19 protein-coding genes are annotated in these 21,903 nt (G+C 52.7%); 14 read left to right on the top strand and 5 right to left on the bottom strand.

Annotated elements, in window-relative coordinates; genetic code table 11:
* Positions 1-79: 79 nt before the first annotated feature.
* Entirely contained in the window at positions 80-733 is a 654-nt protein-coding gene (locus TU92_RS20845; protein ID WP_112169085.1) for a DUF421 domain-containing protein, read from the bottom strand.
* A gap of 208 nt (positions 734-941) precedes the next feature.
* On the opposite strand from TU92_RS20845, the gene TU92_RS20840 reads away from it, so the two are divergent.
* Positions 942-1,937, top strand: a complete 996-nt coding sequence (locus tag TU92_RS20840) for a LacI family DNA-binding transcriptional regulator (RefSeq protein WP_112169083.1) — start codon at positions 942-944, stop codon at positions 1,935-1,937.
* Between the two features lie 13 nt (positions 1,938-1,950).
* Here the strand turns inward: TU92_RS20840 and TU92_RS20835 are convergent, their stop codons facing one another.
* The 3 genes from TU92_RS20835 to TU92_RS20825 all read right to left on the bottom strand — a co-directional run bounded on the left by TU92_RS20835 (position 1,951) and on the right by TU92_RS20825 (position 5,681).
* The gene (locus TU92_RS20835; RefSeq protein ID WP_112169081.1) at positions 1,951-3,390 is read right to left on the bottom strand and encodes a glycoside hydrolase family 32 protein; all 1,440 of its coding nucleotides are present in this window, start codon (positions 3,388-3,390) and stop codon (positions 1,951-1,953) included.
* Positions 3,387-4,637 carry an MFS transporter gene (locus tag TU92_RS20830; RefSeq protein WP_112169079.1) on the bottom strand — a complete coding sequence of 417 codons (1,251 nt, stop codon included), beginning with the start codon at positions 4,635-4,637 and terminating at the stop codon, positions 3,387-3,389. The genes TU92_RS20835 and TU92_RS20830 overlap by 4 nt, the downstream gene beginning before the upstream one ends.
* A gap of 153 nt (positions 4,638-4,790) precedes the next feature.
* Positions 4,791-5,681 carry a hypothetical protein gene (locus tag TU92_RS20825; protein ID WP_248291973.1) on the bottom strand — a complete coding sequence of 297 codons (891 nt, stop codon included), beginning with the start codon at positions 5,679-5,681 and terminating at the stop codon, positions 4,791-4,793.
* 473 nt (positions 5,682-6,154) lie between these two features.
* On the opposite strand from TU92_RS20825, the gene TU92_RS20820 reads away from it, so the two are divergent.
* The 9 genes from TU92_RS20820 (at position 6,155) to TU92_RS20780 (ending at position 15,654) form a co-directional block, all read left to right on the top strand.
* Positions 6,155-6,952 carry a fimbrial protein gene (locus tag TU92_RS20820; protein ID WP_112169077.1) on the top strand — a complete coding sequence of 266 codons (798 nt, stop codon included), beginning with the start codon at positions 6,155-6,157 and terminating at the stop codon, positions 6,950-6,952.
* Positions 6,953-7,130: 178 nt separating this feature from the next.
* Positions 7,131-7,634, top strand: coding sequence for a CS1 type fimbrial major subunit (locus TU92_RS20815; RefSeq protein WP_112169076.1), 504 nt, complete (start codon positions 7,131-7,133; stop codon positions 7,632-7,634).
* Positions 7,635-7,710: 76 nt separating this feature from the next.
* The gene (locus TU92_RS20810; protein WP_112169074.1) at positions 7,711-10,449 is read left to right on the top strand and encodes a TcfC E-set like domain-containing protein; all 2,739 of its coding nucleotides are present in this window, start codon (positions 7,711-7,713) and stop codon (positions 10,447-10,449) included.
* A gap of 9 nt (positions 10,450-10,458) precedes the next feature.
* Positions 10,459-11,616, top strand: coding sequence for a CblD like pilus biogenesis initiator family protein (locus TU92_RS20805; protein WP_112169072.1), 1,158 nt, complete (start codon positions 10,459-10,461; stop codon positions 11,614-11,616).
* Positions 11,617-11,864: 248 nt separating this feature from the next.
* Positions 11,865-12,272 (top strand): (R)-mandelonitrile lyase, encoded by a 408-nt coding sequence (locus TU92_RS20800; RefSeq protein ID WP_208640441.1) that lies wholly within the window; start codon positions 11,865-11,867, stop codon positions 12,270-12,272.
* Between the two features lie 84 nt (positions 12,273-12,356).
* Positions 12,357-13,412, top strand: a complete 1,056-nt coding sequence (locus tag TU92_RS20795; RefSeq protein WP_112169068.1) for an NAD(P)-dependent alcohol dehydrogenase — start codon at positions 12,357-12,359, stop codon at positions 13,410-13,412.
* A gap of 261 nt (positions 13,413-13,673) precedes the next feature.
* Positions 13,674-14,699, top strand: coding sequence for a diguanylate cyclase domain-containing protein (locus TU92_RS20790; RefSeq protein WP_244207743.1), 1,026 nt, complete (start codon positions 13,674-13,676; stop codon positions 14,697-14,699).
* A gap of 49 nt (positions 14,700-14,748) precedes the next feature.
* The gene (locus TU92_RS20785; RefSeq protein WP_244207742.1) at positions 14,749-15,099 is read left to right on the top strand and encodes a hypothetical protein; all 351 of its coding nucleotides are present in this window, start codon (positions 14,749-14,751) and stop codon (positions 15,097-15,099) included.
* 39 nt (positions 15,100-15,138) lie between these two features.
* A complete protein-coding gene (locus tag TU92_RS20780; protein ID WP_112169064.1) occupies positions 15,139-15,654 on the top strand; it encodes a cupin domain-containing protein in 516 nt (171 codons plus the stop codon).
* Positions 15,655-15,718: 64 nt separating this feature from the next.
* Here TU92_RS20780 and TU92_RS20775 read toward each other — a convergent pair whose 3' ends face one another.
* Positions 15,719-15,964 (bottom strand): hypothetical protein, encoded by a 246-nt coding sequence (locus tag TU92_RS20775; RefSeq protein WP_112169062.1) that lies wholly within the window; start codon positions 15,962-15,964, stop codon positions 15,719-15,721.
* 341 nt (positions 15,965-16,305) lie between these two features.
* On the opposite strand from TU92_RS20775, the gene TU92_RS20770 reads away from it, so the two are divergent.
* The 4 genes from TU92_RS20770 (at position 16,306) to TU92_RS20755 (ending at position 21,736) form a co-directional block, all read left to right on the top strand.
* The gene (locus tag TU92_RS20770) at positions 16,306-17,337 is read left to right on the top strand and encodes a Ppx/GppA phosphatase family protein (protein ID WP_112169061.1); all 1,032 of its coding nucleotides are present in this window, start codon (positions 16,306-16,308) and stop codon (positions 17,335-17,337) included.
* Positions 17,338-17,373: 36 nt separating this feature from the next.
* On the top strand, positions 17,374-19,464 hold the full coding sequence (locus TU92_RS20765) for a prolyl oligopeptidase family serine peptidase (RefSeq protein ID WP_112169059.1): 2,091 nt from the start codon (positions 17,374-17,376) through the stop codon (positions 19,462-19,464).
* A 199-nt stretch (positions 19,465-19,663) separates the two neighbouring features.
* On the top strand, positions 19,664-20,794 hold the full coding sequence (locus tag TU92_RS20760; protein WP_112169057.1) for an ABC transporter substrate-binding protein: 1,131 nt from the start codon (positions 19,664-19,666) through the stop codon (positions 20,792-20,794).
* A gap of 204 nt (positions 20,795-20,998) precedes the next feature.
* Complete coding sequence (locus TU92_RS20755; RefSeq protein ID WP_112169055.1) at positions 20,999-21,736, top strand: DUF2076 domain-containing protein; 738 nt, start codon at positions 20,999-21,001, stop codon at positions 21,734-21,736.
* The last annotated feature ends 167 nt before the right edge of the window (positions 21,737-21,903 follow it).

Raw genomic sequence — 21,903 nt, 5'->3', positions numbered from 1 at the left:
CAGAAAAGTAAAGCGTCCGGGCCATCAGGCATGTTTCACGGCGTCTTTACGATCTGCCTTTTTCATCGCTGATGACATCCTACCTGCACACTTTACCGTCCGTCATGACCAGTGTCATCTGCCCCTGCCAGAACTCGGCGAGGAAAATGTCGCTGACTTCTTTAACACCCAACGCCGTAATTTTCTCATGCAGCCATTCTTCGTCTTTCTGAATTGCGTCCAGTTCGGAATGTCGCACCCGACCGTCTTTCACCAGGATCACGGAGGGCATCTCGGCGCCTTCGCAGACGGCGGTGATCTGGCCTCCGGGTTCGATCTGTGCGTATTTCAGATTCTGAAAAGAGTGAATACCCTGAGCGTGTAACTGCGATGCGACGTTGAGGATGTCAATTTTGTTTCGGCGCCTGAGAATATTCTCCATAATAAATTTTCCGTCCTTCACAATAGGTATCGGATTACCAATGGCGAAGGAGCGAAATAAAAAGAAGCGTTTACTGATGGAGTTTAACAGGGAGATTAGCATGACGCCGATCACCAGTACGATAATATATTGGTAAAGCGGGATGACATCGTTATAGATGACGCCACCAATAATTCCACCTAAAACAAAGTTACCGATGAAATCTACCGGCGTCATCTGTGAAAGCTGCGTCTTGCCCGAAAAGTTCAGATGGGAAATAACAATCAGAAAACCAATAACGAATTTTGCCAAGACTAAAAGATAATATTCCATCAGATTCCTGCTCCTGTTTTTAAGTCATTAACATAACACATTCACATAAGATGTTAAGTGGTTCACGGTTTTGATTATTTTTTCCGGGGCACGTGGCGGTTTTCAGAGCAAAGCGCTTGTGGCCTCTCATCTGCAAGGATTTAGGCTTACGCTGCGGGCGTATTATTGTGTAGGATCAGGGGGGTAAAATTCGCTGAACGGGAGAGTTATGGCTTCGCTGAAAGAAGTAGCACAGTTGGCATCGGTCTCGTTGATGACCGTGTCCCGCGCCATTAATGAGCCACAAAGGCTTAAGCCGGAAACCCTGGCGCGCGTGCAGCAGGCCATTGATGCATTAAATTATGTGCCTGATTTCTCCGCACGGAAAATGCGCGGTAAAAGCAGTAAAGTTTCCACGCTTGGTGTACTGGCGCTTGATACCGCGACAACGCCGTTCTCCGTTGAAATCCTTCTGTCGATAGAACTCACCGCCCGCGAATTTGGCTGGAGCAGTTTTCTGGTCAGCATTACGTCCCAGGAAGACAGCGAGCGCGCCGTCAGCCAGCTGCTTTCCCAACGACCCGATGGCATCATTTTTACCACCATGGGGTTGCGCGAAGTTGAGATCCCGGCGCGGCTGATGGATAAAAATCTGGTGCTGGCGAACTGTCTCAGCCGTGAACTCGCGCTGCCGGGCTATATTCCCGATGATTTTGACGGCCAGTATCAGGCGATGAATATGCTGATCCGTAAAGGTTACCGGCATCCGCTGTGCGTTTATTTGCCACAATCCATTCCCGCGGGCGTCCGCCGTCGCGCAGGTGCCGAGCAGGCGTGGCGCGAAGCCGGACTGGCGGAAGAACACCTTCGGCAGTTTCATATGGAACTGGGGGATGAACATTACCGCGACGTTGTCGGGATGCTCGAAAAGTTCATCATCGACGGTAAGCCGGATTTTGATGTGCTGGTCTGCGGCAATGACCGCATCGCATTTTTGGCGTATCAGGTGCTGCTGGCGAAAGGGATTGCGATACCGCAGCAGGTCGCCGTGCTCGGGTATGACAATATGGTCGGCATTGGCGATCTGTTCCTGCCGCCGCTGACCACAGTGCAATTGCCGCACCGCGAAATTGGCCGTGAAGCGGTGCTGCATCTTATCGAGCAGCGCCCCAATCACGGCCTGATAAAAATCGCCTCACCGGTGCTTGAGCGGGCGTCTTTATAGCATCCTGAGCAAATTAACCTGCGCTTAACGTCCAGTATTCACTCTGCACTAACACTGCTTCCCCCTTTTCTGCAAAGAACGAAAGGGCGCGCTGATCGGGCTGCGGGTAGATCCGGCTGCTGAGCGTTGCGTCTCCCTGATTGACGAAAACTTCCACCGAAGAGCGGTCGATAAAGATGCGCATTTCCAGCGGCTTGTCAGCCGTCAGCGCGACGCTGCGGTGATCGTTGATCCCATACTCCGGGAAATCACGGCGAAGACAGAGCCTTTGCGCCTGAGCGTCTGCGAAGACGCAGACGCCGTCGCCGAGTTTTATGCCGAAGCTCTGCGCATCAGACGCGCTGAGATCCCACTGCGCGATGATTTCGATCGCCTGCGCGTTATCCGTTATCTGCTCAACGCTGTTTCTGATGACATGCGGCAGGAGAGGGTGATGATCACGGCGCAGTGTCCGCACTTCGTCCACCGGCACCATGCAAACGTTGCCGTCGCGCAGCGTTAGTTCACGCGGTAGCGTCATGCAGCCCGCCCAGCCTTGCGCCTTTGATGGCATCACCGATTCCCACATGTCCATCCACGCGATGACCACGCGACGCCCGTCGGCAGCGGTAAACGACTGCGGCGCGTAGAAATCATGTCCGTGGTCGAGTTCGGTGAAACCTTCCAGCACCTCAAAATCCTGACCCGGCTGCCATGTGCCGCGCAGGCAGCCGCTCTGGAACAGGTTGCGATAATCATAGCCTTGCGCTTTGATGCCCTGCGGTGAACACATCAGAATGCGCTCCTCGCCCAGCGGGAAGAAATCCGGGCATTCCCACATGTAACCCGTGTTGTCATCGGCTTTGGCGAGGACGCGGTCGAGCGTCCACTCGCGCAGGCTGTCCCCTTTGTAAAGCAACACCTGCCCGCAATCGTGCTCATCCCGCGCGCCGATCACCATCCACCAGTAACCCAATTCGCGCCACACTTTCGGGTCACGAAAATGCATGATGTTGTCCGGCGGCGTGAGCACCACGCCCTGTTTGTTGAAGTGAATGCCGTCCTCGCTGGTCGCGAGACATTGCACTTCCCGGATAGCGCTGTCATTGCCTTCGCCGCTCAGCCAGACGTGGCCGGTATAAATCAGGCTGAGTACACCGTTGTCGTCCACGGCGCTGCCTGAAAAACAGCCGTCGCGGTCATACTCATCGCCCGGTGCCAGCGCCACCGGCTGATGCTGCCAGTTGACCATGTCCTGACTGGTGGCGTGCCCCCAGTGCATCGGCCCCCAGTTCTCGCTGAACGGATGGTGCTGATAAAACGCGTGATACCGCCCCTGATGATAAATCAGCCCGTTCGGATCGTTCATCCAGCCCGCCGGTGGTGCGAGATGAAAGTGTGGGTAGAAAGTATCGCCGCGCGTGGCTTTCCCGTCGCGCAACGCCTGTTCTGCGCGTTCCAGTCGCTGTTTCATAAAATCTCACTCTTTTTGAATAACACAGATGGAGGCGTCCGGCTCTTTTCACCGATGAGCAGGAAGCCGGAGATGAGGGTCAGGACAAGCACCAACATCCCCATGATCATGTAAGTGTCGGCAAAGCCGATCAGATCGTAGCCGTGCCCGGCCAGCGGGGATAACACACTGGCGCAGACTTGCGTGATGAATTGAAAACCGACCAGATACAGCGTGGCCGAAAGACGCGGATCGAAGCGGGTGGTGATGTACTTAAACATGGCAATCAGCAGGATCGGCAGCTCGACGGCGTGCAGCAGCTTCATGCAGGAAATCGTGACGGCATCCGCCGCCAGCCCCGAGCCAAAGACGCGCAGCGCCATGATCAGGCCGCTAAGTAATAATCCGTTTTTGGCCCCGATTTTGTTAACGATAAACGGGGCGAGGAACATCCCGCCGGCTTCTAAAAACACTTGAAAGGAGTTGAGGAAACCGTACATCTCGTTGCCGTTTTTAACGTCCGAGAACAGCGAAGAGAAGTACACCGGAAATTGCTGGTCGTAAACGTTGTAGACGCTGACGCCGGTCACAAACACGATCAGCGCCCAGAAACGCGGCAGGCGAAACAGTGCAACTGCATCGGCCAGCTGGAGGTTGCCGGGCTTGCCGTACTCGAGTTGGTTCAGCGCATCGGTTTTCACCTCGCGCAGCCGCCACAGCAGCAGCAGGAATATCACCGCCGAAGATGACGCCATCCAGAAGTTCAGGTTCGGGTTGATGTTAAACAGCATCCCGGCGAAGAAAGTGGCCGCCGCCCAGCCGAGCGATCCCCACATTCTGGCCTTGCCGAACTCAAACCCTAAAATGCGGCTCACCCGCTCGGTGTAAGATTCCAGTGCGCCGATCCCGGCAAAAAACGTCGCGCCGACGTACAAGCCCCCGGCTGCGGCACCCAGCAGAATATTGACCTGCAACAGCGGGGCAAAGATGAAGATGAAGAACGGGCCGCTGGCCAGTAACAGACAGCCGATGGCCCACAGCAGGTTTTTGCGCAGTCCCAGTTTGTCCTGAATAAAACCATAAAGCGGCTGTGCGCACAGCGCCGTCAGGGCGATGGCGGAAAAGAACATTCCTGTTTCCGTACCTTTCAGCCCGACCTTTTGACTGAGCCATAGGGAAATAAGCGAAAAGGCGGAGGACCAGGTGTAGAAGAAGCAAAAAAGCAATCCGCTCAACAATGTGTAGTGACTTCGGTGGCTGTTTTTCATGGGCATATCCGTGCGTGTTTCGAAGAGACAGACCACATTGTTAACGTTAACTTACTGCTTTTCCCAGACGGTACGATGCGGAATTATGATGTTAATCACAAGTGTTAACGTTAACATAATTGAAGTGTGATCTGAACCGCAAAATTTTGTGGTTCAGTGCGCCGGCAGCGGGGGGGCACCGGGCAAACCACGCAATCCATGCTCAACCATCGCCATGTAAACCGCAAAGTAGTTCAGCACCATCTGCATGAAGGTCAGGTGCAGAATAATGGTGTTATTCGGTGTATCGAGCGTCAGTAATCCGTCAACCTCAGCGGCTTTCAGACAACGTTTAATGTGCGAGCGTGACACACCACATTTGAGCGAGGCTTTTAGGTAGTTGTACTCGATCACCGCCGTCTGCTGTTTGATGCTCTCGATATAGAGATCCATCAGCAGCATGTGTCCGGCATCTCTGAAAACGAACGCCTTACAATCCGGCACCATATCGAAGAGATACACCTGATTGAGGATGATTTCGGCATATTTTTGGAAATAATCAGCGGTGAAATTTTCCATTTTCAAACATCCGGAGACATCGAAATCCGGATAAAGCATCCCATAGGGGATCATCATGGTATTAATTAACGCACGGGTTTCATCAAGCGCCTTTGACGTCACCTGATAGTTTAACTTTCGTTTATCCTGCGGATCCTTTTTAACGTCCATACGACCGCCTACCCGGATGAAGAGCAGAAAGGAATCGATCGTATTGTCACTGATTAACCCTGTTTTCTTACAAAAATCTTTGACGTGGCGAAGTGTCGGTTTTTCTGTCGTGAAAAAATACGCCATGATGGCCGAACCGATAATAAAACGGTTTGCTTTAAAAATAACCTTAAAATAGAGAGGTTTAGTCAGGTAAAGTCTGAACAGAAGTTTATAGTGCTTCTGCATGACTGCCTCAATATCTTTGTGGGACTTAATTTTTTCTGCACGGTGAAAAATTAATTCTGTGAGTTGTTGTTTGCTCTTCATATTGCTGCTTACTTTGCCTGGTTCCATAATACAAATAAAAAAATATCGCCATTGTTCTTTAGTGTTAATTTAAAGTCCGTTGAGAAACGGTTCATTATGCTATATGGCGATAGTGGGTGTTTAGCGATTGTTGTTAAAAGCAGTAAGGGTCTTTATTGCCCTTCTCAGGATAATCCTAGCACTAAAATGGCTATTTAGCATAAACAGTGATTTTATTTTGACCGGTTAAAATAGTTTCAAAAGTCAATGACTTATTTTTTGTATGGTTATTTTAATTAGCTATTTCATTGAGTTAGGCGGTTTTTATTACAGTATGGCGTTTTTTGCCCTTTCTCTTAAAAAAATTAACCACAAAAATGGACAGTGACATAACAAAGCCTGTGTGAGAATTTTCTTATCGCCAGGTTATACCCGTGAGTTCAGATGTCCGGGTTAACAGGGGTTCTCTCAGGAGGGGGAATTACCGGCACGTTGTTTAATGGATTTTATAAGGATTTATCATGGAAGAGTCACGTCATCAGACCCTGCGTTACGGCAATTCTTTTGCGTTGTTTTGTAAAAAGAAGTTCGCCAGGTTACTGTGTTTCTCACTGATATTAATGACTTTTTTATCCATGCCTGCTGCATTGGCAAATATGAGCGTTTATCCCATGGAGGTGACGCTTAATAGCCAGGGCGCAGCGCAGGTACAGACTTTGTCGCAAAGCGGTGAGGCGCAGTTTATTAAAGTCAGCATTAAGCGAATAGACCGCCCTGCCACGCAATTTGAAAAAGAAATATTGATAGAAGATGCGGTTTCGCATTCGCTGATTGCTACCCCGGATAAATTCGCGCTGGCATCGGGTTCGCAACGCATTATTCGTCTTATTTCGTTACAACCCCAGGAGAAAGAGACCGCCTGGCGTGTTTACTTCGAGGCCGTCGGTGCGCCGGAGGAATTGAAAGATAACACCGGTCAGGAGAATAAAATCAGCAACCAGGTGGGCATCAATTTAGTCTGGGGCGTGCTGGTTCATATTCCGCCGAAACACGCTGTGTTATCCCTCATTCCATTATCGTCAGGCGACGTTAAAAACAATGGCACCGTGCGCATGGTGATCCGCGAAGTCGCTCTCTGCTTGCAAAAAAATAGCAGCGGCAGTTGCCAGTGGAAACAGGAACACGCCACGGTATATCCGGATGAGACATTACGGTTCAAAGCCTGGACGCCAGCTGAAATAAATGCTGCACAGGAAATAAGAATTAAATATGTTGATCAAAAAACGAGAAATATGAACGAATACGTTCTCGGAAAATAATCAACTTATTCTAAGAGAATAACAACTTGTTTGTTATGAAGCAGTTCATTATCAATAAAACGGTCATGGATGCGCGTCATTCTTCAAGCCGCAGGTGCGTTGGCTGTATTCAGCCACTTTCCTGCAGCTCGAATTATGTAGCGTTGTGACCATTACATAGATTTTCATGGAGCTACAAATGCAAAAATTAATCAAACCACTTTTCATCGCTGCTGCGTTAACGGCTGCATTTAATGCACAGGCTGTGCAGAAAGATATTACTGTCAATGCCAACGTTGATTCGACGGTTGATATGACTCAGGCAGACGGTACTGCACTGCCGGGCACCATTAATATGCAATATATTCCTGGTCGTGGTTTATCGACTTATTCACTGGATACTAAAATCTGGTCGAATTCTTCTACCGCCAATATCAACGTGGCGCTGGTGAGCACTGCCCAGTTAAACGAAACCGTAACCGGTACCGCCGTTCCGTTGAAAGTCACGCTGGGTGCAGATCTGAAACCGATCACCACCACGGCGACCTCCCTGACTTACGCATCCCTGTTTCCGGCGGGCACTGAGAACGGTTCTTCCGTTCTGCCATTGAAAATCTCCCCGGCAACCGTAGCGCCTCTGACGACCGGCACCTATTCCGGCGTGGTCAGCCTGTTAATCACACAGGCAACGACGTCGAGCTGATTTGCCGGAGTTGACTGATCGATTATTTCGGGGGGCAGTTCGCCCCCTTGTTATTCTTTTTCAGCAGGACGCTGTAATGAAGGTCAATTTCCGCATCGTTATAATCGCCTCTTTCATTACCCTAACCCCCTTTCTTTCAGCCCGTGCTGCCACCCAGGTTCCGCCTGGTTTTGAATCGCTGGTCACCGGCCAGACGCTGTGGGTCAATCTTTCTGTCTACGGGCAATCGCTCGGACTTTTTGAAGCCTCCGTTAACCTCGATACCGTCACTTTCCTCAAACCGGAAGACGTGGCGCAGGCGGTGATGACGCATTATCAAAAGAGTTCTCAGCAGCAAGCGGTGCTGGACCGTCTGATCGGCAAGCCTATGGCACGTAACGGAAATCTGGCGTGCAGCAGTAACGGCGGCGTGGCAGGGTGTGACTATCTGGAAACGGATTCGGTTGCACTTATCTATGATGAAAATAATGCCAAAGTCGCATTGTTCCTCGGCCCTGAGTTTGTGCCGCTTGCCGCAGACCAGAACTCGCCGTACTACGAACAGACGGCAGAAACGGAAGCGGCGTTTATCCATCAGCAGAATATTAACTTCGTTACTAATAACGATGACCAGACGTTATCCGTACAGGGCGCGGGCGCGCTCGGGCTGACGGAAAATAGTTATGCAGGTATTGACTGGGACTATCTGGCGCAGAAATATCGCCAGCAAAATCATCAGGATGTGCGTTTTAACAACGTCTTCCTGCGCCGCGACGTCGGCAAACGCTATTACGTTCAGGCGGGGCGCATGGACTCGCGGGATATTTTCAGCAACGCAGGCGGAAATATTACCCTCAGCCAGTTGCCGCTCAGCACCATCGAAGGTGCGCGCGTCGGTTCCACGCTTGCCTGGATGAACAATTCACAGGCCGCGCAGGGCACACCGGTGACGGTATTTATCACCCGCCCGTCGCGCATTGATGCCTATCGCGATCAGCAGTTGCTCGGCACCTTTTATCTGAATGCGGGGACACAGAACCTCGATACCACCGCGTTCCCTAACGGCAGCTACACCGTGACGTTGCGCGTTTACGAAGATAATCAGCTGTCGCGCACCGAGCAGGTGCCTTTTAGCCGCACGGGCAATGCCACCAGCCAGAACATCGAATGGTTTGTGCAGGGCGGTGCCATTCCTGAACGCGAGGTTCAGGGCAACGGCGCAGAATCAAAAAATGGTGCCGATCGCCGCGTGATGCAGGCGGGGATCAAAGTGCCGCTCACCCGTGAAGCCGCGCTCACCGGCGGTGTGGCCGCGACCAACCGCAACCATTTTATCGAAAGCGCACTCGACTGGAGTCACGGATTTGATAACCCGCTGCTCGACGGCATTCTCACCACCCGCTTCAGTTACCTGAAGGGCAGCGAAGGCTCGCGCGGCAACATTCAGCAGGTCACCTATAACGACGGTTTTTCTCTCAGTTTTTACCGCAGCGCACTGTATGCGCAGGATTGTTACAGCAACAACGGCGGCCAATACGGTTTCAGCGGCTGCTATCAGAGCAGCAGCCTGATGTTCAGCGTGCCGGTGAAAAGCTGGTACGTAAACGCCGGTTACAGCGCCAGCAAAAATGAAGGCCGCAACGTGATCCCGGCGCAGCTCGATGATAACGACGTGGTGCCGGTATGGACACGCCGCAGCAGTTATAACAAAACGCAGACGACCACCTGGCAGGCCGGGCTGGGACGCGGTTTCAGCGTCGGCGGCATCAACATCAACACCAGCGCCAATCTTTTTACGCGTACCAGCAGCACCGGCATGAAGCGCGATAACGGCGGATTTCTCTCCGTTTCGCTCTCGCGCGTCAGCACGCCGACGATTAATGCGCGCTCAAACTACAGCTCGGTGGGCATGACTTATCAGACTGACCGCAGCAGTAAAGATCAGATTGGCTATAACGTCGCGCAAAACTGGTATTTCGATGCGCAGAATCAGCAGGAAATCGGCGTGAATCTCAACGGCAATCAGGACAATACGCTGAATGCTTCGGTCTACGGTAAAACCAGCGGCGAGTACGGCAGCGGCAGTCTGGCGTTCAGTTCAGCCTCTTCGGGGGCGTCGGGCCAGCGTTTAAGCAGCAGCGGCAGCTATAACTCCTCAATGGCGGTGGCGAAATCCGGTCTGTACTGGGGGAAATGGGGCAACGGCCTGCCCGGTGCTGCCGTCGGGCTGAACGTCGCGAGCACCGATGACAGCCGGGATACCCGCGTGGATGTCTCCGTTGACGGCGCAGGCAGCGCCAGTCTGCACGGCACAGGCCGTACGTTGTTCAGCGTGCCGGCGTATACGCAAAGTAATATCAGCATCAATGATTCCATTGAATCTACCGCCGGTATGCGCAGTGAAATCACGCAGGGTGCCGGACGCCGGACGCTGTTTATCGCGCCGGGACGGATGCTGGTCAGCAAGGTGAATATCGTCTCGCGCTACACCTACCTTGGCAGACTGATGATTAATCAGCAAACGCCGCTGGAAGGCGCGACGCCGTTAAATGTCGCCAGCTGGTCGGGATTAGGGCAGGGCGGATTCACGGCGGAAACCGATCACCGCATGAAGAATTTATATATGGCGCGTGGGATGCAGATGTACCGCTGCGAACTGAAGGTGAAAAGCACGCATGACGTCGTGCGTTATGTCGGCGACAGCGATTGTAAAACGGTCGAACTTGCGTCGGTGCCGCAGGACGTTCAGCAGCAGGCAAAAATGCTGATTGCTACCCGCCGTACGGATGAAGGTCCTCTTGCACGGGCAGCGTTTTCCTCGCAGGAACAACAATAGGGATTTTGTATGAAAAGTAGATTTCTCGCCTGTCTGGCGCTGATATGCCTGATGGCGGGCGCGCAGGCGGCTTCGCTCACGCCGTCAGGACGCAATACCACCGTCGCCGTGTCCTTCGACCGTATGTCCGTACCGGCGCAGTTGCCTATCTGGACCAACGAAAACGGCGGTTATGACACCAACGACGCACCAAAATGGGGGCGGAACACGCTGGTTTGTCAGTCACGAACCAGCAATCAGTACGGTGCCTGCCTGACGTTTCCGGTCTGGCTGGAAGCGTCCCCGGCGCCGTATCCCGTGCCGGTCTTGTTTACCGAAAGCACCACTAAACAGACGCTGGTGCTCAATGTCTATATGACCAAACGCAGATCGCTAAATAATGTGGTGGTGGCAACCAATCTGGTTCCGCTGAATGCCTTTGGTGGCGCGGTTACGCCGAGGGGCGACGGTACGGATTATTCGGCGTATGTACCTTCGTCGGAGCTGAGTAAATTTCCCGCCGCCGGAACCTGGAGCGGAACGCTCAAAATGTCGCTGATGCAATGGCCCGTAACCTGTACCGGGAATTCGCAGAACGTGAACGTGGGCTGTACCAACGTGATCAAGCTGGCTGACTGGATCGCCAGCATGACGTTTAAGGTGACGGATTACGGTAATCAGCAGATCTATCTGCCCGAGTTTGGCAATGCGGCGGCGAATCTGGATCTCGGGTTGAAAATTTTCCCCGGCGCCCGCGCCACCACCACCGTAAGCGGTAGCCGTTCCCTGGATATGTGTCTTTATGATGGCAATAATTCGGACAGCAACCGCGTAAGCCTGATCTTTCAGGACGAAGGTTCTGCCGCGCCCTCCAGAGCCACCGGGTTGTTTTCGTTATATCTCATTGGCGGGAATAAAAATCTGGCACAAGATCGTCTGGATTATTCGATAGAGGTGATTAATCCGCTCACCAAGGCGCGGCAGGCAGTACAAAACGGCACCGAGGTCATCTGGAGCGGTACCAATAAAGGCGTATTACGACGCGTGGTTTTACCGGGTCAGCGAAATTCCGTGCTGTGCGTTCCCGCACCGATGGAGTTAATTACGCCGTCTTTCACGTTATCGTCGAAAACGGCGGGGCGTTATCGCGGCACGCTCAGGATTATTTATACCCCGACGACGCAGTAAGTCTCCGACAATATTCTCAGCGCCTGACATTGATTGATGAATTTTACTCATAGGTGCTTTCGCATTTTGCCACCTAGTCCGCCTACGCGAAGCACGGTAACGTAGTTCAATCAATCATAAGTCTGTAATGGCTTGAGCATAACGTGGCAGGAGAAAGTGCAATGAACGCCTTCAAAGCAACTACGCTTTCACTATCAATGATGATGTCCTGCATGGCCCCGGCAGCATTTGCCGAAGCGGAGAATAAAATGAACGACACAATCAGAATCACCAAAAGCGGTTCCACCCCTTCTCAGAGCGGCCCGGAAAGTTACTTCACCGGTAAAGTGCGCATTGATGCGCCGTTCAGCGGCACAGAATCTGCACGCATTGGCGGCGCGACCGTGACCTTCGAACCCGGCGCGCGCACCGCGTGGCACACCCATCCTCTGGGCCAGACGCTGATCGTCACACACGGTCGCGGTTGGTTACAGGAAGAGGGCCGCGACGTTCGCGAAATGAACGTGGGCGATATCGTGTGGATCCCGGAAGGGGTGAAACACTGGCACGGCGCGACGCCGGAAAACGCTATGACGCATATCGCGATTGCTGAATCCCTCAACGGCAGCCCGGTAGAGTGGATGGAAAAAGTGACCGACGCGCAGTATCAGAAATAAAGAACAGGTTTTCCGTTTTGGCAACATCCTGTCCGGTTTATCCGGACGGGATTTCTTACTTTCTACCTGTACAGGAAAAATATCATGACCCTGAAAGTGCTCGGATACGCTGCCCAGTCAGCGAAAGTGCCATTAGCGCCCTTTGAATTTGAACAACGCGAAGCCCGCGCCGACGACGTAGTGATCGACGTAATGTACTGCGGCGTTTGTCACTCAGATTTACATCAGGCCCGCAACGACTGGGGATTCAGCACCTATCCGCTGGTGCCCGGCCACGAAGTGGTGGGCCGCGTGGCGAAAGTCGGTAAGAACGTCACCAAATTCAAAGTCGGTGATTATGCCGGGATCGGCTGTATGGTCGATTCCTGTCGTACGTGCAGCCCGTGTGAGAAAGGGCTTGAGCAGTATTGTTTAGAAGGCAACACCCAGACCTATAACAGCGTGGATCGCCATGACCATATGCCGACCTACGGCGGTTACTCCAAATCCATCGTGGCGAGTGAAAGCTTCGTACTGAGAATGCCGGAAGGCATCGACCTCAAAGCCGCCGCACCGCTGCTTTGCGCCGGTATCACCACCTGGTCGCCGCTGCGCCACTGGAACATCACCAAGGGCAGCAAAGTCGGTGTGGTCGGGCTCGGTGGCCTGGGGCACATGGCGTTGAAACTGGCTAACGCGCTGGGTGCGGAAGTCACGCTGTTCACCCGTTCCGCTGGTAAAGCGGAAGATGCACGTCGTCTGGGGGCGCATCACATCGTGGTCTCCACGGATGAGGCGCAGATGGCCGCAACCCACGGCGAGTTCGATCTGATCATTGATACCGTGCCTTACGTTCACGACATCAACCCGTACATGCCAACCCTGAACATCGACGGCACGCTGGTGTTCGTTGGTTTCCTCGGTGATATCAGCCCGATGCTCAATACGCTGTCGCTGATTCTCGGCCGCCGCTCCGTCGCCGGTTCGTGCATCGGTGGTATTGCAGAAACGCAGGAAATGCTCGATTTCTGCGCCAAACATAACATCGGTTCTGACATCGAAATGATCAACATGCCGGACATCAACGACGCCTACGAACGTATGCTGAAAAGCGACGTGAAATATCGCTTCGTGATTGATATGGCGACGCTGACGGCGTAATACATCCGCTTTACGCACCGCCTGCCGGCCTCATCGGGAACACTGCCTGATGGGGCCGTTTTTTTATTCCCCGTGCCCTCTATCTCAAATTTCCCCGCTAAACCCTTAGCTCTCTCTAAATAAGTCAAAAACACGCCTTATTCCCTCTATTGAAACTGATGCTTTAACTAGATGCGCCATCACTAACTCGACTACTATAAAAAGAATTATATTCAGCGAGCTTTGTCAGGTATGCCATATTTCTTCCCGGATGAAAGCCACGTGCGTGAACGTTCGGATCGTTTTTTACGACGAATGTATCTGATGCGCATGTTGGGCACTTTCCTCTGCTTTCTGCCCATTGCTTCTGTGCTTGAAGAGCGGGGTGCATCCTGGCTGCCAATCAGTCTGCTGGTGTTCAATGGTTTTGTCTGGCCACACGTCGCGATGATGATTTCGCGGCGTTCCAAAAAGCCCAATCAGGCCGAATTCAGGAATCTGGCGTTTGATGCCATTGCCGGTGGCGCCTGGGTCGCGCTGATGGGCGTTTGTCCTCTGCCGTCAGCGGTGATTACGTCTATCCTTATCGCGGATCGCTTTTCCGCCGGTGGCTGGCGTCTGTTACGCCGCGCGATGGCTTTTTATTGCATCGGATTTATTGTCTGCTGGCCGTTTTCGGGCATGACGTTTTATACCGAGGTGACCGTACGTACCCTGTGGCTGACGCTGCCCCTGTCAACTCTCTATATCATCGCCCTCAGCGCCGCCAATTATTCCATCTCCAGAAAGTTGCGTGATAAACAGCATGAACTGGAGAAAACCGCGCTGATGGATCCCTTCCTCGGCCTGCCAAACCGGCGGTTGCTCGACAGGCGACTGATGCTGGAGTTTGAACGCTCCAGACAAGATCTCTCTTGCCTGATGGTGCTCGACGTCGATGATTTAAAAATGGTGAATGATCTGTTTGGTCGTGAGGCCGGAGATTATGTGCTGCGTTCGGTGGCGACGATTTTGCGTCAGGAAACCGGCGAGCATGATTTTCCGGCATTGCTGGGTGACGATGAGTTTGTGGTGATCCTGCCGGGAATTTCCGAAGAGGAAGCCTACGCGGTGGGATACCGGTTACTGCTCAAAGCGTCTGAAATCCGGCTGTCGCAGGACGCCGGTTTCCAGTGCTCACTGAGCGCAGGTATCGCCACTTCGCGGGGGCGGGAAGATTACCACCAGTGGCTGGCCGCAGCCGAGCGCGCCGTGGCGACCATAAAGCAAAATGGCAAAAACAGTATTGGCAGCGCAGGCAGAGCTTAAGCTTTTCCTGGTCTACACTGATTTGGAATACATTTTTCCGGGATGAATAATGATGAAAAATATGAAAATAGTGATGATTGCAGCGGTTATGGCCGCCGGTTTTCTGGCAGGATGCTCAAGTATCGACGAACCTGTAGGGGAGCAAACCTACCGTCCGGCAAAATTTGATGAATCTTTTGCTCAGGGGCAGGCGAGTTATACGTCTTCCGTGTTTTCAATTCTGGAACGTCAACGTCGGGTGGATACCTACAAAAAGATTTACGATTTTTGTAGCGGCAGATACCAGACGCTTGGCGAAAGTAATGATGGCGAAAAGGTACACATCAGTTTTGCCTGCTTGCCGAAGACGCTGGCGCAAAGCAATTATTCTGCGCAGCCAGGATTGCCAACGCATTATTAATCTTACGTTTTGGGCTTAAGCCCACACTGCTGAGGCGTTATGAGCAAGGAAAAACCTGATTTTATCCGTCACTGGACTGAGCTCGAAGGCCCGGACGACGGCAGTTATCCCGGCGATGACGAGCTAATGTCAATCGGCGCACCGCTTGGAAAATCACTCGGACTGACGCGTATTGGTATCCATCATGAACGCCTGCCGCCGGGGCGTCGCACCAGTTATCCGCATGCAGAAAGTGCTGAAGATGAGTTTGTGTATGTGCTCGAGGGGCATCCGGATGCGTGGATCAACGGCGATTTGCATCCGCTGAAACCGGGCGATTCGGTGGCTTTTCCGCAGGGAACCGGCATCTGCCATACCTTCATCAACAACACCGATGAAGAAGTGCATTTGCTGACGATAGGTGAGGCGAACAAAGCGGAGAACCGTATTTACTATCCGAAGAATCAGGAATATGAAGCCACCCGTAAAGACCGCTGGCAGGATGTGCCGCCGCAGGAATTTGGGGAACATGACGGGCTGTCGGATCAAAAAAGAGGCAATAAAAAGCCGGTGTAATAACCGGCTTTTTTACGGGGTTTGTACCGCGTTTTTTTCAAAGATCATCATTTCTACAAAGTCTTCATTGAATTGAAAGCGACTGCCAGCGCTGCTGACAATAGGGCATCATGCGGTGAATCTTCAGCGTCTGCGCTTCATGGCGGTTAAGTGAGTAACCTTCCGGCGTGATTTCCAGCGTATCGCCGGTCTTCAGCGAGAAGTTGTCATCAACCGATAAAATCAGCTTCAGGTTTTTAAACGCCTGAATGCAGATGTATTTGAGTCCTGTGTGCGGGGTATTCAGGATATCTATAATTTTCCATTCCATACCTTCACTCCTTTATGAAACTGCCTGTTTTTCGTGCCTCATTTTTACCTCACAACCACGTCATTTTTTGTCATCACAAGGTAATGATTTCTTTATAGGCGTTCCAATAGGTTCAATGCATGAGCTGACTCACAAAAAGGAATAGCCAAATCATCGCGGGATCTCAGAATGAATTATTTAGGACAAAGTGAAGTGATTTTCGCTTTTTTAGAACAGTGTATTCGCACTTTTACAGAAAGCTGTCGCGTAAACAGGAAGCAAAAAAGCTTGAACTCAACGGGATAAAACGGGTATTTCTGAATGCTTTATGATTTTTGTTATATTTTTCAGGGCAGGATGAGATGAATTGCACACGTAAAAATCTTCTGGGTATCGCCTTAGCATTAAGCACGTTTTCGGCATGGGCTAATCATTGTATTGAAACTCGTGCGGGCATCGATATGGGATCCGGCACCACGAAAATTCAGGTTGCGCAGGTGGATATTTGCCGCCACCAGCTGGGTAAAGTGCTGTATGAAGACCAGCGCGCGCTGGGCTTTAACGATGATTTAGGCAAATCTGGCAATAATCAGTTAAGCGCCGCGATGCAGCAGCAGGGCGTTACCGCGCTCAAACAGATGGTCGATAAGGCGCGCACGTTCCATCCTCAGCGTATTACCGGCGTGGCGACAGCGGTGTTCCGCTCGGCAGCCAATGGCCAGCAGGTGATCGACCAGTTTAACCAGCAGGCACAGATTCAGCTGCGCATCATTACGCAGGAGCAGGAAGCTGAACTGGGGTTTATTTCGGCGAAAGCCGCGCTGCATGACAACCATATTAAAAATGAAGATTTGCTGGTATGGGACATCGGCGGCGGTTCGATGCAGATGACCGCCTTTCGCCAGCAAAAGGGTAAAACGGTAACCGATATTTATCAGGGGCGTCTGGCCTCGGTGACGCTAAAAGAATTCATCATCAGCGTGCTGAAAAATCAGGAGCTCGACAAAGCGGCCTCGCCGAACCCGATTGGTTCGCTGCGTAATACCGTACTGCGTTATGTGAATTTCTACGCGCGGACGCACGTCAGCCCGCAGATCAAAGAGGATGCCAGAACCCGTCGGGTGATCGGTATTGGCGGCGTTCACGGCTATTCGGTCAAAGACCAGCTGCGTTCCGCCAATAAAACTGATGGCTCAAACAATACCTACACCTTAGAAGATGTGCAGCGCGTGTCGAAAAATCAGGTGTGGAAAGGCGACAGCGAACTGGCCGGGGAATATCGGGCGACCGACGTCAGCAATTTGTTGCTGGTCGAAGGGTTTATGCAGGCGCTGAACATTCCACAGGTGACCGTGGTGAAAGCCAGCCTGATTCAGGGCATTCTGGTGCAATAACGCCCGTTTAACGCATGACTGAAGGAGCAGAACCGCATGACAACTGACTCAACGAATCCGCAGCACGATGAATTCATCTGGCTGGAAGGGATACGCAACGAACAGGCGCTGGCCTGGGCGCACGAGCAAAATCCAATCACGCTGGCCGCCTTTACCCAGGGCAAAGAGTTTGATCCACTTCGCGAGAAAGTGCTCAAAGGGCTGAACTCGCCGGATCAGATCCCCGGCATCGGGCGGTTTGGCGAAAAGTGGTACAATTTCTGGCAGGATGCGGAAAATCCGCGCGGCCTGCTGCGCCGCACCACGCTGGATGAATACCGTAAATCTGAACCGCAGTGGGAAACGGTGCTGGACATTGATGCGCTGGGCAAAGCCGAAGGGAAAGACTGGGTGTATCACGGCATCTTTCCGCTGAAACCTGAATACAAGCGGGCGCTGGTTTTCCTTTCCCCGGACGGTGGCGACGCCTCAGAAGTGCGCGAGTTTGATTTGCAGACGCTGGAATTTATCACCGATGGCTTCTTCCTGCCGGTCGCGAAAAGCCGCACCGGCTGGATTGACCGAGACCATCTGTTTGTCGCCACTGATTTTGGCGAAGACTCGCTGACCGACTCCGGTTACCCGCGCATCGTGAAAATCTGGTCGCGCGGTACGCCGCTAAGCGAAGCCACGACGGTCTACAGCGCGGCTAAAAAAGACATGATGGCCGTTGGCTATCACGACAGTTTCATCGGCTTCGAGCACGATTATGTCGTGCGGGTGATCGATTTCTATCACCGCGAAGTGTTCCTGCTGAACGCAGAAAAAGAACTGATCAAAATCGATTTGCCTGACGATGCCAAATTCAGTTCGTGGCGCGAATGGATCCTGATCCAGCCTTCCAGCGAATGGCAGGTCAACGGGCAAAGCTGGCCGTCCGGCTCGCTGCTGACCATGAATTTTGACGCTTTTATGGCTGGCGAACGTGCGCTGGTGCCGCTTTTTGTGCCGGGCGATCACAGCGCGCTGAGCGGCGTTACCGCCACGCGTGATCAGCTTAACGGCTATTCCTGCACCCGCGATCACATTATTTTGAGTATCACGCGTGACGTGGTGAACCGCCTCGAAGTGCTGACCCCAAAAGACGGCGAATGGCAGCGCGAGCCGTTCGGGCATGTGCCGGAACTCAGTAAAATCAACGCATGGGGCGTCTCGGACGATTCGAACGACTATTTCATGACCGTCAGCGGTTTCCTGCAACCGGCGAGTTTGTCGCTTGGCAGTCTGGATAACGGCGCGGAACAAGAGGCAGAATTGCTTAAACAGGATCCGTCGTATTTCGATGCATCCCGTTATCAGGTCAGCCAACATTTTGCGCAGTCCGACGACGGCACCCGCGTACCGTATTTCCTGGTCTGCCGCAAAGACGTGGTGTACGACGGCAAAAATCCGACGCTGCTGTACGGCTACGGCGGTTTTGAAGTGTCGCTCGATCCCTATTATCTCGGCGTGAGCGGGGTGGCATGGCTGGATCGCGGCGGCGTCTTTGTGGTGGCCAATATCCGCGGCGGTGGTGAGTACGGGCCGGAATGGCATAAGGCCGCGCTGAAGGGAAAACGTCTGCGCGCGTATGAAGATTTCGCCTCGGTCGCCAAAGCGCTGATTGCCAGCAATATCACCTCACCGGCACATCTGGCGGCGCAGGGCGGCAGCAATGGCGGGCTGCTGGTCGGCAATATGCTGACGCGATACCCGGAGCTGTTCGGCGCGATCGTCTGCGAAGTGGCGTTGCTGGACATGCAGCGCTACACGCAAATCTCCGCCGGTGCTTCGTGGATTGCTGAATACGGCGATCCGCAGATCCCGCAAGAGTGGGAATTTATCCGCGAATTCTCGCCGTATCACAACATCGATCCGACGAAAAAATACCCGCCGGTCCTGTTTTCGACGGCGACCAGCGATGACCGCGTCGGGCCAGACCATGCGCGTAAAATGGCGGCCAAAATGCAGGCGCTGGGTATTGCTGATGTGTATTTCTACGAGAATACCGAAGGCGGCCACAGTGCAGCGGCAGACAAAGCGCAGTCCGCCTTTAAACGCGTAATGGTCAGTGAGTTCCTGCTGAAATTCATCGGACGCCAATCGTAGCCTCAGCCGTTTTATGGATTCTCTGACTTAACTCAAACGGGATGCCAGTCTGGTATCCCGTTCATATTTCGACATGTTTTATCCGCATTATTCCCCGTAAAAGCGTTGCCTCATCAATCGTTCCTTGTTTATTATTTCCGCTTGTTTGATAACAATTATCAAAATCATTTTTCATTCATTCTCATTTTCGGGGCTTTGCATGTACAAGAACACCGCTCGCGTGCTGTCTGTAGCCGGTCTGATGGCCGCATCCTTCTCTGTTTTTGCCACCACTTATCCGCTGACGGTAACCGACATTTCCGGACAAAAAGTCACTATCGAGAAAGCGCCGCAGCGCGTAATTTTACAGGATGGCCGCGATTTACTGGCGCTGGCGGTGCTGGACAAAGCCAATCCTTTTGAGCACGTGGTGGCATGGAATAACCTGCTGAAGAAAACCGACAGCGGCACCTGGGATATGCTGAAAAGTAAATGGCCGGAATCTGCCAACATTCTCGATATGGGGTTCAGCGATAAAGGGCAGGTTGATCTCGAAACCGTGATTGCCAGGAAGCCGGATCTGATGGTTGCGCAGCTGCGTGCTAAAGATTCTCTCGCACAGGCGGGCGTGCTGGATAAACTGGCCGCACTGCACATTCCGGTGGTGTTCTTAGATTACGAACTCGATCCGGCCAAAAACACCGCGCCAAGCATCGAGCTGCTTGGCAAAGTGATGAATCAGGAAGACAACGCCCGCGCCTACACCACGTTCTATAATGCGCATTTCCAGAACATACAGAAAGCCGTTTCCGCCATCAAAACCAAGCCAAACGTCTTCATCGAACCGATTGCCGGTCGCGATGATTCCTGCTGCTTCACCCACGGTAATGCAGGCTGGGGGCGTTTGATTCAGGCGGTAGACGCCAATAACATCGGCTCCCAACTGTTGCCGGGCGCATCGGGCACCGTTTCGCTGGAGCAGGTGATCAGCATGAAGCCGGACGTTTACATCATGACCGGTTCCGCACGTCCGAAAGGCGGTTCAGTCACCCACATTCTGCCGTTCGGTTACGGTGCGGATCAGGCGAGTCTGGATAAAGCGGCCAAGGTGCTGACCAGCCGTACCGGCGTGGCGCAGATCCCGGCTGTCATAAACGGTAATGTCTACGCCGTTTATCACCAGTTCTACAACCATCCGTACAACATTGTCGGGATGGAATATCTGGCGAAATTCATCTACCCGCAAGAGTTTAAAACGCTGGATCCGGCGAAGACCTACCACGACATCGTGCGTAACTACACCAATCTGCCAGATCAGGATTTCATCCTCGGCTGGTCAGCGAAGAAATAAATTCAGCGTTATCCCGTCTGCTTTCCGGCAGGCGGGTTTCATCCTCCGCAGTGCCGGTTATGACCGCCATTTACATTCGTCACATTCGTTGACACTCCGTTAATTCATACCTCAATTCAATTGTATTAGTGTGATTCATAGAATCCCGCTATCGGTCGCCATGGCGATCGCCAGCGAAGCGTACGACATCAACAAGGTGAATTTATGCAATCTGAAGAACAGCGTTTAATTGACGGACTTTTTAGTCGCTTGCAACAGGCTGAGTCCAATACGGCGCCGCGTGATGCGGACGCTGAGCGTGTGATTCAGGCCCATATCCGTCAGCAGCCGTCGGCGCCGTATTATATGGCGCAGGCGATGATTATTCAGGAAGCCGCGCTGACCAAACTGAACGGTCAGGTGCAGGCCTTACAGCAGCAAATCGATCAGTTGCAACAGCAAACTGCCAAACCGCAGAGCAGCGGTTTTCTGGCCGGGCTATTTGGTGGCGGAGCTTCTGCGCCTGAACCACAGCGTCCTGTATCGCAGGGCAGTCAGCCGATCCCCGGCACGCAAGGGTGGGGCGCTCAGCCGCAGCCTTCACAATACGCCGGGCAGCCACAGCAGGCACCGGCACAAGCCGCACCGCAGGCTCCGGGCTTTTTGGGCAGCGCGCTGCGCACGGCGGCGGGTGTCGCCGGTGGCGTGGTTCTGGCGGATATGCTGACCGGTATGTTCCATCACAGCCAGCCGCAGGAAATCGTCAATATCATTGAAGAGCCGCCGGTGCAGAATCTTAATCCCGCCGACAGCAGTTTTCTGGATGACAACAACCAGGGCTTCGACAGTAATCAGCCTTCCTGGGAGGATGCGTCGATGCGCGATAACAATTCAGATCTGGGCTTCGGGTCAGATAATTTCGACTCTGATGACTTCAATAATGACGATGATTCATTTTTCTGAGGATGCGCGATATCAGGGCGTGAAGGGCTGATTTTGCAGAAGAAAGCGGCAACGAAAAGTCAGGAATGAGAGCTTTATCGCTTATTGCTATCAGAATTCTGGACAAAATGAAGATCTGTTGCTGTACTGTAAATGACACACATTTTGTGTCCAACATTCACGTAAAG

Origin of the sequence: Rahnella inusitata (assembly GCF_003263515.1) — a bacterium.
Taxonomy (GTDB): Bacteria; Pseudomonadota; Gammaproteobacteria; order Enterobacterales; family Enterobacteriaceae; genus Rahnella; species Rahnella inusitata.
Note: the sequence above shows the minus strand (reverse complement) of the source record. Positions and strands in the feature narration are given on the sequence as shown.

Excerpts from the sequence above, each read along its gene's own strand:
- TU92_RS20845 (WP_112169085.1), bottom strand. The coding sequence starts at position 733 with ATGGAATATTATCTTTTAGTCTTGGCAAAATTCGTTATTGGTTTTCTG.
- TU92_RS20840 (WP_112169083.1), top strand. The coding sequence starts at position 942 with ATGGCTTCGCTGAAAGAAGTAGCACAGTTGGCATCGGTCTCGTTGATG.
- TU92_RS20835 (WP_112169081.1), bottom strand. The coding sequence starts at position 3,390 with ATGAAACAGCGACTGGAACGCGCAGAACAGGCGTTGCGCGACGGGAAA.
- TU92_RS20830 (WP_112169079.1), bottom strand. The coding sequence starts at position 4,637 with ATGAAAAACAGCCACCGAAGTCACTACACATTGTTGAGCGGATTGCTT.
- TU92_RS20825 (WP_248291973.1), bottom strand. The coding sequence starts at position 5,681 with ATGGAACCAGGCAAAGTAAGCAGCAATATGAAGAGCAAACAACAACTC.
- TU92_RS20820 (WP_112169077.1), top strand. The coding sequence starts at position 6,155 with ATGGAAGAGTCACGTCATCAGACCCTGCGTTACGGCAATTCTTTTGCG.
- TU92_RS20815 (WP_112169076.1), top strand. The coding sequence starts at position 7,131 with ATGCAAAAATTAATCAAACCACTTTTCATCGCTGCTGCGTTAACGGCT.
- TU92_RS20810 (WP_112169074.1), top strand. The coding sequence starts at position 7,711 with ATGAAGGTCAATTTCCGCATCGTTATAATCGCCTCTTTCATTACCCTA.
- TU92_RS20805 (WP_112169072.1), top strand. The coding sequence starts at position 10,459 with ATGAAAAGTAGATTTCTCGCCTGTCTGGCGCTGATATGCCTGATGGCG.
- TU92_RS20800 (WP_208640441.1), top strand. The coding sequence starts at position 11,865 with ATGAACGACACAATCAGAATCACCAAAAGCGGTTCCACCCCTTCTCAG.
- TU92_RS20795 (WP_112169068.1), top strand. The coding sequence starts at position 12,357 with ATGACCCTGAAAGTGCTCGGATACGCTGCCCAGTCAGCGAAAGTGCCA.
- TU92_RS20785 (WP_244207742.1), top strand. The coding sequence starts at position 14,749 with ATGATGAAAAATATGAAAATAGTGATGATTGCAGCGGTTATGGCCGCC.
- TU92_RS20780 (WP_112169064.1), top strand. The coding sequence starts at position 15,139 with ATGAGCAAGGAAAAACCTGATTTTATCCGTCACTGGACTGAGCTCGAA.
- TU92_RS20775 (WP_112169062.1), bottom strand. The coding sequence starts at position 15,964 with ATGGAATGGAAAATTATAGATATCCTGAATACCCCGCACACAGGACTC.
- TU92_RS20770 (WP_112169061.1), top strand. The coding sequence starts at position 16,306 with ATGAATTGCACACGTAAAAATCTTCTGGGTATCGCCTTAGCATTAAGC.
- TU92_RS20765 (WP_112169059.1), top strand. The coding sequence starts at position 17,374 with ATGACAACTGACTCAACGAATCCGCAGCACGATGAATTCATCTGGCTG.
- TU92_RS20760 (WP_112169057.1), top strand. The coding sequence starts at position 19,664 with ATGTACAAGAACACCGCTCGCGTGCTGTCTGTAGCCGGTCTGATGGCC.
- TU92_RS20755 (WP_112169055.1), top strand. The coding sequence starts at position 20,999 with ATGCAATCTGAAGAACAGCGTTTAATTGACGGACTTTTTAGTCGCTTG.